General features: G+C 34.0%; 17 protein-coding genes. 15 read left to right on the forward strand and 2 right to left on the reverse strand.

Features of this window, described 5'->3' with window-relative positions; translation table 11 throughout:
* Nucleotides 1–61 precede the first annotated feature (61 nt).
* From SD960_RS16640 to SD960_RS16680, 9 genes are all read left to right on the forward strand, one after another.
* On the forward strand, nt 62–1,108 hold the full coding sequence (locus SD960_RS16640; RefSeq protein WP_318804889.1) for a serine hydrolase domain-containing protein: 1,047 nt from the start codon (nt 62–64) through the stop codon (nt 1,106–1,108).
* Nucleotides 1,109–1,113: 5 nt separating this feature from the next.
* Nucleotides 1,114–1,536: a DUF1801 domain-containing protein gene (locus SD960_RS16645; protein ID WP_318804891.1), complete on the forward strand. Its 423-nt coding sequence runs from the start codon at nt 1,114–1,116 to the stop codon at nt 1,534–1,536.
* 6 nt (nt 1,537–1,542) lie between these two features.
* Nucleotides 1,543–2,640 carry an MBL fold metallo-hydrolase gene (locus tag SD960_RS16650; RefSeq protein WP_318804893.1) on the forward strand — a complete coding sequence of 366 codons (1,098 nt, stop codon included), beginning with the start codon at nt 1,543–1,545 and terminating at the stop codon, nt 2,638–2,640.
* A 184-nt stretch (nt 2,641–2,824) separates the two neighbouring features.
* Nucleotides 2,825–3,949, forward strand: a complete 1,125-nt coding sequence (locus tag SD960_RS16655) for a lactonase family protein (protein WP_318804894.1) — start codon at nt 2,825–2,827, stop codon at nt 3,947–3,949.
* A gap of 234 nt (nt 3,950–4,183) precedes the next feature.
* Nucleotides 4,184–4,702, forward strand: a complete 519-nt coding sequence (locus SD960_RS16660; protein ID WP_318804896.1) for a GNAT family N-acetyltransferase — start codon at nt 4,184–4,186, stop codon at nt 4,700–4,702.
* A 5-nt stretch (nt 4,703–4,707) separates the two neighbouring features.
* Nucleotides 4,708–5,289, forward strand: coding sequence for a TIGR00730 family Rossman fold protein (locus SD960_RS16665; protein WP_318804898.1), 582 nt, complete (start codon nt 4,708–4,710; stop codon nt 5,287–5,289).
* Between the two features lie 167 nt (nt 5,290–5,456).
* Nucleotides 5,457–5,924: an SRPBCC family protein gene (locus tag SD960_RS16670; protein WP_318804899.1), complete on the forward strand. Its 468-nt coding sequence runs from the start codon at nt 5,457–5,459 to the stop codon at nt 5,922–5,924.
* A 92-nt stretch (nt 5,925–6,016) separates the two neighbouring features.
* On the forward strand, nt 6,017–6,385 hold the full coding sequence (locus SD960_RS16675) for an iron chaperone (protein ID WP_318804900.1): 369 nt from the start codon (nt 6,017–6,019) through the stop codon (nt 6,383–6,385).
* A 6-nt stretch (nt 6,386–6,391) separates the two neighbouring features.
* Nucleotides 6,392–7,075, forward strand: coding sequence for a 2'-5' RNA ligase family protein (locus SD960_RS16680; RefSeq protein ID WP_318804901.1), 684 nt, complete (start codon nt 6,392–6,394; stop codon nt 7,073–7,075).
* Nucleotides 7,076–7,160: 85 nt separating this feature from the next.
* Here SD960_RS16680 and SD960_RS16685 read toward each other — a convergent pair whose 3' ends face one another.
* Together SD960_RS16685 and SD960_RS16690 are read right to left on the reverse strand one after the other, a co-directional pair.
* Nucleotides 7,161–7,523 carry a VOC family protein gene (locus SD960_RS16685; RefSeq protein ID WP_318804902.1) on the reverse strand — a complete coding sequence of 121 codons (363 nt, stop codon included), beginning with the start codon at nt 7,521–7,523 and terminating at the stop codon, nt 7,161–7,163.
* A gap of 138 nt (nt 7,524–7,661) precedes the next feature.
* Complete coding sequence (locus tag SD960_RS16690) at nt 7,662–9,809, reverse strand: cation:proton antiporter (protein ID WP_318804903.1); 2,148 nt, start codon at nt 9,807–9,809, stop codon at nt 7,662–7,664.
* Between the two features lie 320 nt (nt 9,810–10,129).
* Here SD960_RS16690 and SD960_RS16695 point away from each other — a divergent pair, with 320 nt between their 5' ends.
* The 6 genes from SD960_RS16695 (at nt 10,130) to SD960_RS16720 (ending at nt 16,950) form a co-directional block, all read left to right on the forward strand.
* Complete coding sequence (locus tag SD960_RS16695; RefSeq protein ID WP_318804904.1) at nt 10,130–11,557, forward strand: L-serine ammonia-lyase; 1,428 nt, start codon at nt 10,130–10,132, stop codon at nt 11,555–11,557.
* 118 nt (nt 11,558–11,675) lie between these two features.
* Entirely contained in the window at nt 11,676–12,875 is a 1,200-nt protein-coding gene (locus tag SD960_RS16700; protein ID WP_318804905.1) for an SH3 domain-containing protein, read from the forward strand.
* Between the two features lie 55 nt (nt 12,876–12,930).
* Nucleotides 12,931–13,749 carry a 3-methyl-2-oxobutanoate hydroxymethyltransferase gene (gene panB / locus SD960_RS16705; protein WP_318804906.1) on the forward strand — a complete coding sequence of 273 codons (819 nt, stop codon included), beginning with the start codon at nt 12,931–12,933 and terminating at the stop codon, nt 13,747–13,749.
* 202 nt (nt 13,750–13,951) lie between these two features.
* On the forward strand, nt 13,952–14,641 hold the full coding sequence (locus SD960_RS16710; protein WP_302096995.1) for an RluA family pseudouridine synthase: 690 nt from the start codon (nt 13,952–13,954) through the stop codon (nt 14,639–14,641).
* A gap of 75 nt (nt 14,642–14,716) precedes the next feature.
* Nucleotides 14,717–16,045: an aldehyde dehydrogenase gene (locus SD960_RS16715; protein ID WP_318804907.1), complete on the forward strand. Its 1,329-nt coding sequence runs from the start codon at nt 14,717–14,719 to the stop codon at nt 16,043–16,045.
* 116 nt (nt 16,046–16,161) lie between these two features.
* The gene (locus SD960_RS16720; RefSeq protein WP_318804908.1) at nt 16,162–16,950 is read left to right on the forward strand and encodes a hypothetical protein; all 789 of its coding nucleotides are present in this window, start codon (nt 16,162–16,164) and stop codon (nt 16,948–16,950) included.
* Nucleotides 16,951–17,040: the final 90 nt, after the last annotated feature.

The raw sequence follows: 17,040 nt of genomic DNA on the forward strand, positions 1-17,040 counted from the left end.
TGAAGATTTTACAGATTAACTCATAATTCATAATTCATAACCCCTAACTCCTAACTTCAAAATGAACGCTATTTCCAGAATTTTATCTTTATTATTTCTTGTTTTTTTATTTTCTAATTGCAATTCGTTTGCACAAAAAAAAGATGATTATTCTACCAAAATAGACAGTTTAATTAAAATTGCCAAACCAAAATTTAATGGTGTAGTTCTTATTTCTAAAAACGGAAAAACGCTGTACAATAAAGCACAGGGGTTTGCCAATTTTAAAACCCAAAAGCCTTTAACGATTGATAGCCAGTTTGAAATCATGTCGAATAGTAAACAAGTTGCGGCTGTTTTAATTTTATTGGAAGTAGAAAAAGGTAATATCGATTTGCAGGCGCCTATTAAAAAATATTTACCGGAACTTACCCAAACCTGGGCTGATTCTGTAACGGTTCACCAGCTTCTAAACCATTCGCACGGAATTGTAGATTTGCAAAAACCGTTACTTTTTAAACCCGGAACTGACTTTAAATACGGAAATTTAAGCTTTAATTTATTGGGGAAAATCGTTGCCGTAGCTTCTAAAAAAAGTTATGATGAAGTGGCAAATGCGCTTTTCAAAAAACTAAATATGAAGAATACTTTTTGTTATGCTAAAGACAAAGCTAAAAATTTAGTTTCGGGACATTTTGTGCAAAATGATGTTTATAAGATTAAAGAAGATTCTCAGATTACTCCGGAAAGTTTTGGTGCTGACGGAATTGTTTCAACCGTAAACGATTTGGCAATCTGGAATAACAATCTTCATAAAGGAAAAATACTGAAACCCGAAACGTATCAATTAATGCTGAAATATAATATTTTATCGCAGCATAATCTCTTTGGAAAAGAAAAAGAAGGTTATGGTTACGGCATTCGAATTATCGAAAAAGAACCTGTAAAATATATTGGCCATACCGGACTTGGTGATGGGTTTTCTTCTGTAAATTTGTATTTTCCGGAAAGTGATGTGAGTTTGATTGTTTTAGAGAATCAAATGCCTGACAACCCGGATTTGTTTTATGCAACCGGATTTAAAATCAAAACCATTCTTTTTAAAAGTGATTTACTGAATCGAAAATAGCAAAAATGGCGAAAAATAAAACTACCGAAACAGAAAGCAGCGTTATTGATTTTATCAATACTACTGTTGAAGATGAAACAAAGCGAAATGATGCTTTTGAACTCATCAAAATAATGCAGCAACAAACTGGTTTTGAAGCCAAAATGTGGGGACCGGGTATTATTGGTTTCGGAAGTTATCATTACAAATATGACAGCGGACACGAAGGCGATGCACCGCTTGCCGGTTTTTCGCCAAGAAAAGCGGCGATTTCACTTTACCTCTATTTACCTGACAATAAAGAAGAATTACTTTCGAAATTTGGAAAACACAAAGCCGCAAAAGGTTGTGTTTATATTAAAAAATTAGCCGATATTGACGTTGAAATTCTAAAAAAAATGGTTTCAGGATCAGCTGAATATCTACAAAAATTATATCCCTCAATCTAAAAAAATATGATCCTAACAATAATTATCCTTTTAGTAATTGCTTTTTTTGCTTATTTACAACATCCAAGATTCGGAAAAGCACCTGCTGGCGAAAGACTTGCTTTGATTCAAAAATCACCTCAATATAAAAATGGAAAATTTGAAAATGCCAATTTCACTCCTGATCTTGCAGAAGGATACGGCTATTTTGATGTTTTTTACCAATTTTTCTTCAAAAAAGTAGATAGAAAAATTCCAACCGATCTTATTCCCTCGGTGAAAACCAACTTGAAAGAGCTTTCTATAGATGAAGATGTTTTAGTTTGGTTTGGGCATTCTTCCTATTTTATTCAATTGGAAAAAAAACGTTTTTTAATTGACCCCGTTTTTAGCGGAAACGCCTCTCCTATTTACGGCACTACAAGATCATTTAAAGGATCTGATGTTTATACTGTCGACGATTTTCCCGAAATCGATTATTTATTGATTACGCACGACCATTATGATCATTTAGATTATAAAACTATAATGCAATTAAAACCGAAAATCAAAAAAATAATTACTGCGCTTGGTGTTGGTTCGCATTTTGAATTTTGGGGATTTCCAATTGCTGATATCATCGAAAAAGACTGGCATGAAAAAATAGAACTCGATCAAAATTTAACGCTTTACACCACACCGTCAAGACATTTTTCCGGCCGAAGTTTTACCCGCTGCAACACGCTTTGGACATCTTTTGTTTTAGAAACCAAAGATTTCAAAATGTATTTGGGCGGCGACAGCGGTTACGATACTCATTTTGCTGAAATTGGAAATAAATATGGGCCTTTTGATATTGCACTTATCGATAATGGACAATATAATCCTGCGTGGAAATACATTCATAATTTACCCGAAGATGTTATAAATGCCATGAAAGAACTAAAAGCAAAAAGAGTTTTTCCTGTACATTCATCAAAATTTGCCTTATCGCTTCATGCCTGGGACGAACCTTTAAATAGAATAACCGAATTGAATGCAAATTCAGAAAATCCAATTCCGTTAATTACACCAATGATTGGAGAAAAAGTTGAATTAAAAAATGAAAAACAGGAATTTAAACAATGGTGGAAGGGAGTTAGGTAATTTTAGATTGCAGATTTTAGATTTTAGATTGAAAATTGAAACTTGAACGCTAGCTTGTCATTTCCACTAAGGAGAAATCTCCGGGAGTAACTCCGCAACAATGATCAAATACTTTGTCGAGCTTCTAAAGAAGATTTCTCCTCCGTCGAAATGACAATATTGAGCATAAATTCAAAACAAAAAAATGAAACTAAAAACCATCTTTTTTACAATTACCTTCTTTTGCGTTTTAAATAGCTTCTCTCAAAATACGTACGTTTTCCTGGGATCATACAATAAAGATAAAGAAGCAGAATCGATACAAATATTTCAATTAGATACTTTAAATGGAAAACTGACAAAAATAACTTCAGCAAAAAATGTTATTAATCCATCGTATTTAACGGTTTCTCCAAACGGAAAGTACGTTTATGCCTGTACGGAAACGAAAACACCAAATGACGGAAATGTGAGCAGTTTTGAATTTAATCCTGAAAATAAAACGCTGACATTTTTAAACAAACAAAAAAGTGGTGGCGAAAACCCGGTTTATGTTTCGGTTCACAAGAATGGAAAATGGCTCGTAAATGCCAATTATACAGAAGGAAGCGTTTCGGTTCATTCATTATTAGAAAATGGAAAAATCGATTCGCTTGCGCAGAATTTTCAATATAGCGACGGAAGTGTTCATAAAGAAAGACAAACCAGATCGCACGTGCATTCGGCTGTGTTTTCTCCGCAATTTGATTATCTTTTTTTACCAGATTTAGGTGCCGATAAAATTCGTTGTTATGGTTTTAATGAAACTCAGAAACAACCTTTAATCGAAACAAAAAATCCGTTTACAAAAACCGATTTAGAAGCCGGGCCAAGACATTTTACTTTTCACCCCAATCAAAAATTTGGTTATTGTATTGAAGAAATGGCGGGCGCAATCAGCGTTTATCAATATTCAAACGGAACTTTAGAAAAAATACAACGCATTAATACACATCCTGATAAAATCAAAGAAGGTTTTGAAAGTTCGGATATTCATATTTCACCCGACGGAAAATTTCTGTACGCCACAAATCGCGGTCAGGAAAACAATATCGCTATTTTTTCTATTGATGAAAACGGACTTTTAAAAAACATTGGTTATCAATCAACTTTAGGAAAACATCCGAGAATTTTTGCTATTGATGAAAGCGGAAAATTTCTGATCGCCACAAACGTGATTTCAGGAAACGTGGTTGTTTTTAAAAGAGATTCAATAACAGGATTACTTAAAAAAGTAGGTAAAGAAGTTAAAATGGAAAATGTTTCTTGTGTTCAGATAAAAAGGATTTGATAGCGTAAAATAGAACACGGATGACGCGGATTCGCAAGCGAAAACACAGATTTAACGCGGATTTTATCATCATTTTTGTCATCCTGACGGAGGAAGGATCTCCGCAAGAAACTCGACAAAGCTTGTCGTCAATCTTTGTCGATGCAGCACGTGAGATTGCTTCGTTCCTCGCAATGACAAAACTTTGAGAATCTTTCTAATCTTTTAATCTGTGGCAAGAAAAAAATAAAAACTATGACAACATTTAATTTACAACCAGAAGTATTAGAAAACGACATTATAAAATTAATTCCTTTACAGGAAAATCATTTTGAAGAACTTCATAATGCAGCTTCAGATCCTTTAATCTGGGAACAATATCCTATAAAAGACCGATATAAAATGGAGGTTTTCAAGCCGTTTTTTGATGGCGCTATCAACTCAAAAGGTGCTTTTTTAATCTTAGATAAAGCGACAAATGAAGTTATGGGAACAACCCGATTTTACGATTACAACGCCGAAAAATCAAGCGTAGCAATAGGATTTACCTTTATTACCAGGAAATTTTGGGGAGGCCCTTATAATAAAGCTTTAAAAAAGTTAATGATTGATTATGCTTTTGAAAGCTTAAATTTGGTGATTTTTCATGTTGCCGAACAAAATTTCCGTTCGCAAAAAGCAGTTTTAAAACTTGGAGCAGAAAAAATAAACGAAGTAACTTTTAATATGAATGGCGTTGACATCATTCATTATGAATATGAATTAAAAAAATAATTAAAATGAAAAGCATTACAGTTTTCTGCGGATCGAGTTTTGGTACCGAAGAAATTTATAAAGAACAAGCCGTTTTACTCGGACAAACTTTGGCAAAACAAAATATCAAATTAATTTACGGCGGTGCAAATGTAGGCTTGATGGGCGTTGTAGCCGATGGCGTTTTAAATGCCGGCGGAGAAGCAATTGGTGTTCTTCCCGATTTTTTAAGATCAAAAGAAATAGCACATTTGGGTCTTACCGAATTGATTTTTGTCGAAAGCATGCACGAAAGAAAAACAAAAATGAACGACTTATGCGAAGGCGTTATTGCGCTTCCGGGTGGTTTTGGAACTCTGGAGGAACTTTTTGAAATGCTGACCTGGGCACAATTGGGTTTACACAAAAAACCGATCGCCATTTTAAACATCAACGGATTTTATGATTCTCTTATTGAATTAACCGAAACAATGGTTGAAAAAGGTTTACTGAAAGATGTAAATCAAAAAATGCTTTTAGTAAGTGATAATATTGATGATTTATTAAATCAAATGAAAAATTATGTCGCCCCAACTGTTGGAAAATGGATTGAGAAAAAAGAGTTGTGAGTTTTTAGTTAAAAGTTGTGTGTTATATGTTATGTGTTAGACGTTTAAAAGTTAAGTACAATTCTTATATTTTAAATTTAAACAATTAGACTTATCTTTACATTTCAACAATTAACGCATAACTTTTAATTTATAGTTTCTCACACATAACATCTAACCTCCAAAAGATGAAAACAGAAAATAATAAATTCGCAAAAGCCGAAATGCTGATTAGAAAACCTATTTCAGAAGTTTTTCAGGCTTTTATTGATCCGGAAATTACGAGTAAATTTTGGTTTACAAAAGGTTCGGGAAAACTAGAACAAGATAAAAAAACCGATTGGACTTGGGAAATGTATGGCTTTTCATTAACTGTAACGACGCATGTTTTGCAGGAAAATAAAAAAATTGTGGTCGAGTGGGGAAATCCCGATGAAAGCACAATAGTTGAATGGATTTTTACGCCATTAAACGAAAATGAAACTTTTGTGAGCATCACCAATTCTGGTTTTAAAGGAGATCCTGATAAAATAATCGATCAGGTTCGAAATTCCACCGAAGGTTTTACTTTGGTTTTAGCCGGAGCAAAAGCTTACTTAGAACATCATATTTTATTGAATCTTGTTTTAGATCGCTTTCCGAAAGGACTCGCGTAAAAAAGTTTCAGGTTTCACGTTTTTTTTTGTTTCAAGTTCAGCACGCAACTTGAAACTTGAAACCTGAAACAAAAAAACAAAAAACAAAAATCATGGAAACGAAGAAACCCGAAAACATAGACGAATATATTGGCGGATTTCCGAATGACGTTCAGGAAATTCTGGAAAAAATAAGAGACACAATTCAGAAGGCAGCGCCGGATGCCAAAGAAAAAATCAGTTATTCGATGCCGGCTTTTGAGCAAAACGGAATCGTGGTTTATTTTGCCGCTTTTAAAAATCACATTGGCTTGTATGCGTTGCCAAGCGGTCATGAAGAATTTAAAGAAGAGCTTTCGAAATATAAATCCGGAAAAGGTTCTGTGCAATTTCCTTTGGATAAACCGATGCCGTTTGATTTGATTAGCAGAATTGTAAAATTCAGAGTGAAAGAAAATCTGGAAAAAGCGAAAAAGAAATAACTTTCAATGGATTTAAGCGAACATTACGATCAACTTTATAAAAAATCTGCAGCAGCTATTTTAGCCGGAAATTATAAATTAGATTCTCAAATTAATAATCCTTCAGATTCCCGTTTTGGCATTACACTGCTCATTCGCCCAAGCGAGAAAATTAAAGCCAATATTCAATTGTTTTTAAACGAATTAAAGACGATTGAGCCACAACAATATTATTATCCTGATGCTGATATTCATATTACGCTAATGGCAATTATTTCGTGCTATGAAGGTTTTACTTTAGATAAAATTTCGATTGAAGATTACATCAAAATAATTCAGGAAAGTTTAATTAATTTGGGCGAAATTAAAATTGAATTTCGAGGCGTAACAGCCTCACCTTCTGCTCTACTGATTCAGGGTTTTCCTGCTGATGAAAGCCTGAATGATTTACGAAACAAACTTCGTGAGAATTTTAAAAAGTCTACTTTGCAGCAAAGTATTGATAGTCGTTATGCTATTTCAACGGCGCATTCGACTGTAATGCGTTTTCAGGAAAAACTTCAAAATCCGGAGAAATTAATTGCTGTTGCAGAGAAATTCCGTAACGATTATAATTTTGGGAAATTTACAGTTGATAAAGTAGAATTAGTTTATAATGATTGGTATCAGAGAGAAAGGAATACAATTCATTTATGTGATTTTTATATTTAAGTTTTTTTGCCACAAATTTTAATAATTTTTACTAATTCAAATTGTCAAAAAAACTTTGTGCCTTTGCGCCTTCGTGGAAAACTTTTTATTTAAATTCTCCAAAATGCCATAAAATACCAGATGGATCATGCAGAAAACATTCTCTTCCCCAATCTAAATTACGAATTGGAGTGAGTTTTACACCGTCATATTTCTGTGGAAGATTTAAGGCTAAAAGTTCGTTGTAGTAACGATCAACATCATCAACTTCAAGAAAAATCATGGTGTTTTCGATCCAGTCTTTGGTATAATAATCCTGAAGATAAAAGGCAATTTCTTCACTTTTAAAAACAGAAAAATTAGTATCTAAAACTGTTTCTTCAAAACCTAAATCACGATAAAAACTTCTAGAGATTTCGAAATCTTTAGCGCCGATAAAAGGACGGATTGATTTGATTTTGTGATTCATTCTTTTGATCTATAAGTTTTTTGCCACGAATTACACAAATTTAAAAAAAAGGTGATTCAAATTCCACGAATTTATTTTTTGTTAGTTTTGAACAGAATGGAAATTAGGGAAAATTAGTGTAATTCGTGGCAAACCATCTTATCCCTTCTTCAAAATACTTCCCAAACCTCTACCAATCTGTTCAATAGCTTCAAGACCTTTTGTTAATGGAGTTGCGGTAAAATCTTCGTAAGCATCCATAGACGTAACTTTATTATCATCTTGTGGATAAACCAAAATCAGATTGTTTTCTGAAAATGATTTTTCGAATTTTTGCGGCAATTTATCAAAGATCGCGTGATATGAAACAGAACCTTTTCGGGATAAATTGAAGGCAATTAAATCAGTTGGTTTTATTTCATCTGAAATAGCTTCAAAATCTTCCCAATCTAAAATACTTTTAAATCCCAATTTCGCGCTAAGTTTTAAATTAGCAGCAATTTGCAAAATAGACTGATGTGTTTTATATTCCGCATAAATCATAATCGGAATACTTAGTTCCTGTGATAATCGGCAGATTTTTTGAAGCAAAAGCTGAAATCCAACTCCTCTTTCTGAAAAAGGCGGGCAAATAAATACCAGTCTTTTTTCTTCTATAAAAGGCTTTTCAAATCGGCAGATAAATAAACTTTTGTCTACGTTATTGATAATTGAATCTACGTTTTCTCCAAAAATTTTATCCAGGAAACCTGTTTTTCTCGGCCAGCCCACAATCACAATATCCGACATGATTTCTTTTGAAGTTCTCGCAATTCCACTCGCCGGATTATGATCTATTCTGGCAATGGTATTGATTTTTACTTCAGATGCTGAACCCTGAATAACAAACTTGTCAACCGCTTTTCTATATCTTAAAATGTTTTTTTCGGCCTGATCATTATTCGGAACAATTGTTAGCAAAGTAACGGGATTGGTCGATTTTTTGTCTTTTATTAAAAGTGCAAAATCCAGCAAACTCGCTGTTGCAGAAGTTTTTGCCAACGGAATCAAAATATGTTCTTCCAAAATTTTATCTCTGTTGGTATCTTCATGCGAAACTTCTTCCTCACAAATGGCAATTTTTTTAGCTGCTTTTTCAGTAGCAAAAGATGCCACAATACACGTTATCAGAATTAAAATAATAGTTCCGTTTAATATATTTTCATCTAAAATTTTCGCTTTAAAACCCACCAAAATTACAGCCAGAGTCGCTGCTGCGTGCGCACTGCTCAATCCGAAAATAAGCTGTCTTTCTGTCTTTGTGTATTTAAAAACAATTTGCGTAAAAAAGGCCGCAAACCATTTTCCAAAAATAGCCACCACACTCAGTGTTCCGGCAACAATTAAAGCTGTTGGCCCGCTCAAAATTACGCTGATGTCAACCAGCATTCCCACAGAAATCAGGAAAAAAGGAATAAACAATGAATTCCCAATAAACTCAATTCTGTTCATCAATGCAGATGAATGCGGAATTAACGGATTTAGCGCCAAACCGGCAACGAATGCACCAATAATAGGCTCTACTCCTGCTACTTCGGCCAAAAACGCGGCGAAGAAAACAACTGAAAGTACAAATATATAATGGGCGTGTTTTTCACTTTCTAATTTCTTGAAAAACCATTTTGCAATTCTCGGAATAACCAAAAACATAATGGCAGAGAAAATGGCCAGCGAAACGCCTAATTTTATCCAGAATGCCTGATTAAGATTTCCCTGAGCGCTTCCCATAATTACGGCAAGAATTATCAAAACCGCAGTATCTGTTAAAATTGTTCCTCCAACAGTTATGGCAACCGCCTGATTTTTTGAGATTCCCATTTTACTTACGATTGGATAGGCTACCAAAGTGTGCGTGGCAAACATACTTGCCGTTAAAAAACTGGCATTAAAATCGTATTGCAGTAAATAGTAACAAACAGGAAAACCAATGGATAAGGGAAAAATAAAAGTAAAAAATCCAAATAATAAACTCTTATTTTGATTGGCTTTAAACTCGTTCATATCGAGTTCAAGACCCGCGATAAACATAATATACAAAAGTCCGATGGTGGAGAATAAATCAACAGCCGAACTTTTAGCAAGAATATTAAGTCCGTGAGGACCAATGATTACACCAGAAATTATAAGTCCTATAATTCCGGGAATGTTTATTTTTTTTAGTAAAATTGGAGACAGCAGAATAATGAAAAGTATCAACGAAAAAATTAATACTGGATTGTTAAGCGGTAATTCGAATTCTTGTAATAAATGCTTGAAAAATTCTATCATAATGTAATTTTATCTTCTTTGTGGTATTTCAATTTTTTCGTAAAAAAAGGTTCCTAAAAATCGAAAAAACATATCAGAAGTTATTATTTACCCGATTGTTTAAAAGTTAAAAAACCGGATTTTTTAGTGATTGCTTCAGTACAAAAATACCTAAAAAAAGCGCCAACTTTTTACGAAAACCGCATATTAAGCAATTAAATTTATTTCATTGCCAAATTATTAAAATTTAATATTTTTTTTAACAAAACCGCAACATTAACAATTAAATATTCCCGATCGTTGCATTATTCAATTATCTTTGTCTTAATAAAAATTGAACAATGGAAGAATGTATCTCTGTTTTTGATATGCTTAAAATTGGTGTTGGCCCGTCTAGTTCCCATACATTAGGTCCCTGGCGCGCCGCAGAACGTTTTTTAAAAGAGTTAAAAGACGAATCTATTTTAGAACAAACTACCAGAGTGAGGGTCGATTTATACGGTTCGCTTTCCTTAACAGGAAAAGGCCACGCTACAGATTTGGCAGTTATGCTGGGTTTGAGCGGTCAGGATCCCGAATATATTCCTATTGAAGATATTGCAGGAGTCATCAAATCGATCGAAACCAAAAATGAAATCGTTTTGGGCAACCAGATTACGATTCCGTTTTACTTTCTTCAGGATATTGTTTTCAATAAAGACTTTCTTCCTTTCCATGCCAATGGCTTAAAATTTACGGCTTACAAAGCTGATAACTCTGAATATGAATCTACTTTTTATTCTATCGGAGGAGGTTTTGTGGTGAAAGAAGAACGAACCAATGCCAAAATAAAAGAAGAAATAAAATGTGCTTTTCCGTTCCCGATTCAAAATGCGGTTGAACTTTTAAATTATACGATTTCTGAAAACAAAATGATTTCGGAAATTGTTTATGAAAACGAAAAATCAATGCGTCCTGAAGCCGAAATTGATTCGGAATTAATGCGTATTTGGCACACAATGCTTGAATGCATGTACATTGGCTGTCATTCTGAAGGAATACTTCCGGGTGGATTAAACGTGCGCAGAAGAGCTTTTGATATGCATCAGAATTTAATTGGTTTATCAAATTATTCAGATCCGCAATCGTGGCTGGAAGAAATCAGAAAAACCGAAGTAAAATTTCGCCAAATCCTGAAATGGGTAAGTTGTTTTGCACTTGCCGTAAATGAAGTAAATGCTTCTCTGGGACGTGTGGTTACAGCACCAACCAACGGAAGCGCAGGCGTGATTCCGGCGGTTTTGATGTATTATTTAGTGATTGAAAATCACGATGCAGGCGAAAAAGAAATCAAACAATTTTTGATGGTTGCCGGAGAAATTGGAAGTATCTTTAAAAAAGGTGCTACTATTTCTGCAGCAATGGGTGGTTGTCAGGCCGAAATTGGCGTTTCGTCAGCGATGGCTGCTGCAGCACTTTGCGAGTTAATGGGCGGAACTCCTGCTCAGGTTTTAATGGCGGCCGAAATTGCCATGGAACATCATTTGGGCTTAACCTGCGACCCAATTGGCGGTTTAGTACAAATTCCGTGTATCGAAAGAAATACAATGGGCGCGATAAAAGCCATAAACGCTGCCGAATTGGCCTTAGAAACCGATTCTAAAAATGCCAAAGTTCCGTTAGACAAAGTTATCAATACAATGTGGCAAACGGCAAAAGACATGAACTCCAAATACAAGGAAACCTCTGAAGGCGGACTTGCAATTGCTGTAAACATGGCTGATTGTTAAAAGAGAAAGTTTGCCACGAATGACACTAATTTTCACGAATTAATTCTTAAACGATGCTTTGCGCATTTAAAAATTAGTGGAGATTCGTGCAATTCGTGGCAAACAAAAAATTTACTACATGAAAAAATACCACTTTATAGCAGCATTATTATTTTGCTCTATTTTATTACACGCCCAGGAACGTTATTTTCTAAATTCAGATACCCGATTGTATACTTCGACAAGTACTTCTGCCGAATTTTTAGGTTATTTTAAATATGGTGCCGAAGTTCAGTTATTATCTAAAAATGAAAATGGCTGGTACAAAGTAAAAGCCGATAATTCATCTGAAGGTTATGTTCCTGAAAAATTTGTGGGAACAAGATTAAACGCTGCCGACATTAAAACTGTTGATTACGAAAATCCGGTTTTGGCAGGCGGTGATCAATATTATGGCGGAAATCATCTTTTTGTTTTGGTAGCGGGTTTAAAAGCAAGGGCACTTCCGGATAAAACTTCAAAAATTAAAGAAATTTTGTTTACAGGAGATCCAGTTCCCGTAAATTATCTTCCCAAAAATCAAGAAGAATGGGTGAATATTGGTGGGAATTTTGATCCCGAATATGCAAAATTTACACTGAGAAAATTCATTGGCAAAAGACCTGATTTTAATACTTTAATCAAAGAATTCGACAAACTTAATCCTGATGCAATTGCTGAACGAAAAACTGTTGCCGAACGAATTGTAGAACTTGCCTGGAACAGCGATTACTCTAAACTAGCTCCGGCGTACCAAAGATATTCTGAGGTTGTTAAACAATTAAACGACCCTAAACTAATTGCCGATACAGAACTGAATATGGCTATTGCCAAAGGATTGGATAAACATAAATTACCGGAACAAATTATTGCTTTTACACAAAAAGCAGAATTTGTTTTGAAAGGGATTAAAACAAAATCTTTATTTCTTACTCAGAAAGAATTGGTTAAAACCTTTGGAAAACCTGCAAAAACAGCCAATATAGGCGATGAATGTGGTGTTTATTTAAGTGATTTGTTTTACTATTATCCGGATTTGGAAGTTTCTGTTGATGAAAAACAAAACAAAGCTGAAATTGTAAAGGTTTTTATCAATGAAAACAATAAAATGATTTTGAATACCAATTCGGTTTTAGATAATACATTAACTGAAAAAGCATTTATCGAAAAATACGGCACTTATATAACAGCTTCTATCAAAGTCCCACATTCCTACTCCTTACAATTTGAAGACAGCGAATTTAGAATAGAATTCAAAGACGGAAAGCTCTTTTTTATTGAAATATTCTTCTATTGCTGATTTCAATCTATAATTATTCAATACTTTTACATCTTCAAAAAAAATAAAAAACAAAATGTCAGTAGCAAAAAAAGATTATAAAAGAATCACTACAAAGTCGTTAATCGAAATGAAAAGCCATGGAGAGAAAATCTCTATGCTAACGGCTTACGATTATACAATGGCAAAAATCGTTGATACTGCCGGAGTCGATGTGATTTTGGTTGGAGATTCAGCTTCAAATGTTATGGCAGGTCATGAAACGACATTGCCAATTACTTTAGACCAAATGATTTACCATGCTTCGTCTGTAGTTCGTGCTATCGAAAGAGCTTTGGTTGTTGTTGATTTACCTTTTGGAAGTTACCAGTCTGACCCGAAAGAAGCTTTGCGTTCTGCCATCAGAATCATGAAAGAAAGCGGTGGTCACGCAGTAAAATTAGAAGGAGGAAAAGAAATTAAAGAATCGATCAAAAAAATATTAAACGCAGGAATTCCTGTTATGGGTCACTTGGGTTTAACTCCACAATCTATTTATAAATTCGGAACTTACAGTGTTCGTGCAAAAGAGGATGAAGAAGCAGAAAAACTAATAGAAGACGCTAAATTGCTTGAAAAAATTGGCTGTTTTGGTATTGTTCTCGAAAAAATTCCTGCTGATTTAGCCGAAAAAGTAGCTAAAAGTATTTCGATCCCGGTTATCGGAATTGGTGCCGGAGGCGGCGTTGATGGACAGGTTTTGGTTATTCACGATATGTTGGGAATGAACAACGAATTTAGTCCAAGATTTTTACGTCGTTACCTAAATCTTTACGAAGAAATGACAAAAGCAATAGGTCAATATGCTGCTGATGTAAAATCTAGTGATTTCCCTAATTCTAATGAACAATATTAATTTTTAAGTTCTAAGGTTCTAAGATGCTAAGGTTTCTTTTTTAGTTACAAAGATTCAAAGCGACAAAGGTTCAGAGTTTTTTTTTAGAAAACTGAATAAGCTGTGCTTTCTCTGTAATTTCATCAAAAGGCTTTAGCCGAATTCTTTCAATCTAAAATCTAAAACCAGAAATTTAAAATTTAAATTTTCCCATAAGTCTATAATGAAAATCGTTTCCAACAAAAGTAATCTCCAAATTCTGCACGAAGACAATCATATTATTGTGGTTAACAAACGCGTAGGCGATATTGTACAGGGTGATAAAACGGGAGATAAACCTTTATCTGATGTTGTAAAAGAATACATTAAAGACAAATACAATAAACCTGGCGACGTTTTTCTGGGTGTCATTCACCGTTTGGACCGACCTACAACCGGAATCGTGGTTTTTGCCAGAACCAGTAAAGCTTTAACGCGAATGAACGAATTGTTCAGCAATCGCGAAACGCAAAAAACCTATTGGGCAGTTGTCAAAAATAAACCTTTGGAAACAACTGCCAAATTGGTTCATTATCTTAAACGAAACGAAAAAAATAACACTTCAAAAGCACATTTAAAAGAAGTTCCCGATAGCAAAATCGCCAGTCTGGATTACACTGTTTTTAAGGAACTTCAAAATTATGTTGCGCTGGAAATTAATCTGCACACCGGCCGCCACCACCAGATTCGTGCACAATTGTCTGCAATTGGTTCGCCTATAAAAGGCGATTTAAAATATGGTTTTGACCGAAGTAATCCTGACGGTGGAATTCATCTTCATGCCAGAAAATTAGTTTTTGTACATCCTGTCTCTAAAGAAAATATTACGATTATTGCACCAACTCCCGATGAAACCATTTGGAATGCATTATGATTTTATGATTATTTTCTTATTTTTTTAATTTTTATCGATTAACTTGCATAGGCAAAAAAACAAGCTGATCGTAAAATGGACTATAAAAATGATATCGGATACCGAAAAGAAACGCTCAAAAAATTATTATATAACATTCAGAAAAGCGAAGATTTAATTGTAAAAGCTTTATATGATGATTTTAAAAAGCCCGAATTTGAAGCTGTTTTAACAGAGACTAATTATGTCATTTCGGAACTAAAAGACACGATCAAAAACATTCATAAATGGGCAAAACCAAAACGTGTTTTTCCTTCCCTCCTCAACTTTCCTTCAACCGATTATATTTATAAAGAACCTTACGGAAAAGTGTTGGTAATTGCACCGTGGAATTATCCTTTTCAACTAGCATTATGCCCTTTGATTGCTGCTGTTGCAGCGGGAAACAGAGTGATTTTAAAACCTTCTGAACTTACTCCCAGCACATCTTCGGTAATTGCAAAAATCATCCAAAAAACATTTCATGTAAAACATGTCGATGTCGTTCAGGGCGGAGTTGAAGCGGCAAACAGCTTATTAGCAAAACGCTGGGATTATATTTTCTTTACAGGAAGTGCCGCTGTTGGAAAAATCGTTGCCAAAGCTGCTGCAGAAAACCTTACGCCGGTTACACTTGAATTGGGTGGAAAAAACCCGTGTATTATTGATGAAACTGCCGATCTAAAATTGGCTGCAAAAAGAATTGTCTGGGGAAAATTTATTAATGCCGGTCAAACTTGCATTGCACCGGATTATATTTTGATTCAAAAAAATATGAAAATCAATTTCATCACCTTTATGATGGAAGAAATTATAAAAGCATATGGTAAAAAAATGGAAAAATCGCCGGATTTTGCCCGAATTATAAATACAAAAAACTGGCTGCGACTGGCCAATATGCTTAAATCTGAAAAAGTAATTTTTGGAGGAGAAACAGACGCTAATAAACTTTATATCTCGCCAACAATTATTGAAGAACCAGCTTTGGAAAGTCCTGTTATGAAAGAAGAAATTTTTGGTCCTATTTTACCTATTCTAACTTACGAAACCGAAACCGAAATTAAAAATGTTGTAAGCCGTTATGAGAAACCTCTTGCATTTTACATTTTTAGCGAAAATAAATCATTTACAAAAAAATTAATTGCAACTTATTCTTTTGGAGGCGGTTGCATCAACGATACAGTTGTTCACTTTTCTAATAAGAGATTGCCTTTTGGCGGTGTTGGCCATAGCGGGATTGGTGCTTATCATGGTCAATTGAGTTTTGACATTTTTACACATCACAAAGGAGTAGTCAAAAAAGGCAATTGGATCGATTTACCTATGCGTTATGCACCTTACAAAGATAAACTGGCTTCCATCAAACGCTTATTAGACTGGATATAAAGGCTAAAACAATTTCGCACTATTTTGTAGATTTTCGTACGGATTTGATTAAAAATATTATATTTACGTTTCAATAATTAAATACCACAGAATATAAAACAATTCTACTTAAAAAAATGAAATCTACACTTGATCAAATTGAAGACATTAAAAACAATGGCTATTTCTTAGACTTTTCTACTGTTTTTAACCATGCTTTCGAAAACTATAAAAAAATAGCGCTTTATGCAGGATTAATACTTTTGGTATTTTCAATTTTAGCATTTTTTCTTGGCGGAGGGCTTTTAGTTTCTTTGTATGGAGTTCAGCATTTTAATGAAGAATTCTTAAAAAACCTTCAAAACGAGCAAACATCAACTTCTGTATTAGCAATTTACAGTGTAGTAATTGCTTTTGTTGCAGCACTTTTTAGTCCGTTCACTGCTGGTTTTTTAAAAATGGCATATTGTGCAGACAGAGACGAAGAATTTAAATTTTCTACCGTTTTTACCTATTATACATCACGACATTTTGCACAGCTTTTTATTGCAACATTATTAATTTCACTACTAAGTGGTTTAGTTTCTGTTCTTTTTAATATGGCAGGAATTATTCTTGTTGATACTTTAATTGCATTGGCAATCACGATATTTACATCCTTAACAATACCGCTTATTATTTTTGGAGATTTGAATGCAATGGATGCCATAAAATCAAGCATTATTATAGTAAGCAAACAGCCTCTTGTCGTTTTTCTTCTGCTTTTTGTAGGCGGTCTGGCTTCAGCCGTAGGTTTTGTTGCCTGCTGTATTGGTATTGTATTTACTATTCCTATTACTTATTCGGTAAAATACGCTTTATATAGCGCTATATTAAATATAAAAGAAGAGAATTCAATTGATTCAATTGGATCTGATTCAGAATAAAAACTGAAGATTCTGAGAACAAAAAGAGCCTAACCTACTCTTTCAGAAAATTCTAAATTGCTATTACTAAACCAAAAACATACCCCGAAT

It is taken from the genome of Flavobacterium sp. MMLR14_040 (assembly GCF_033657265.1).
Lineage (GTDB): Bacteria > Bacteroidota > Bacteroidia > Flavobacteriales > Flavobacteriaceae > Flavobacterium.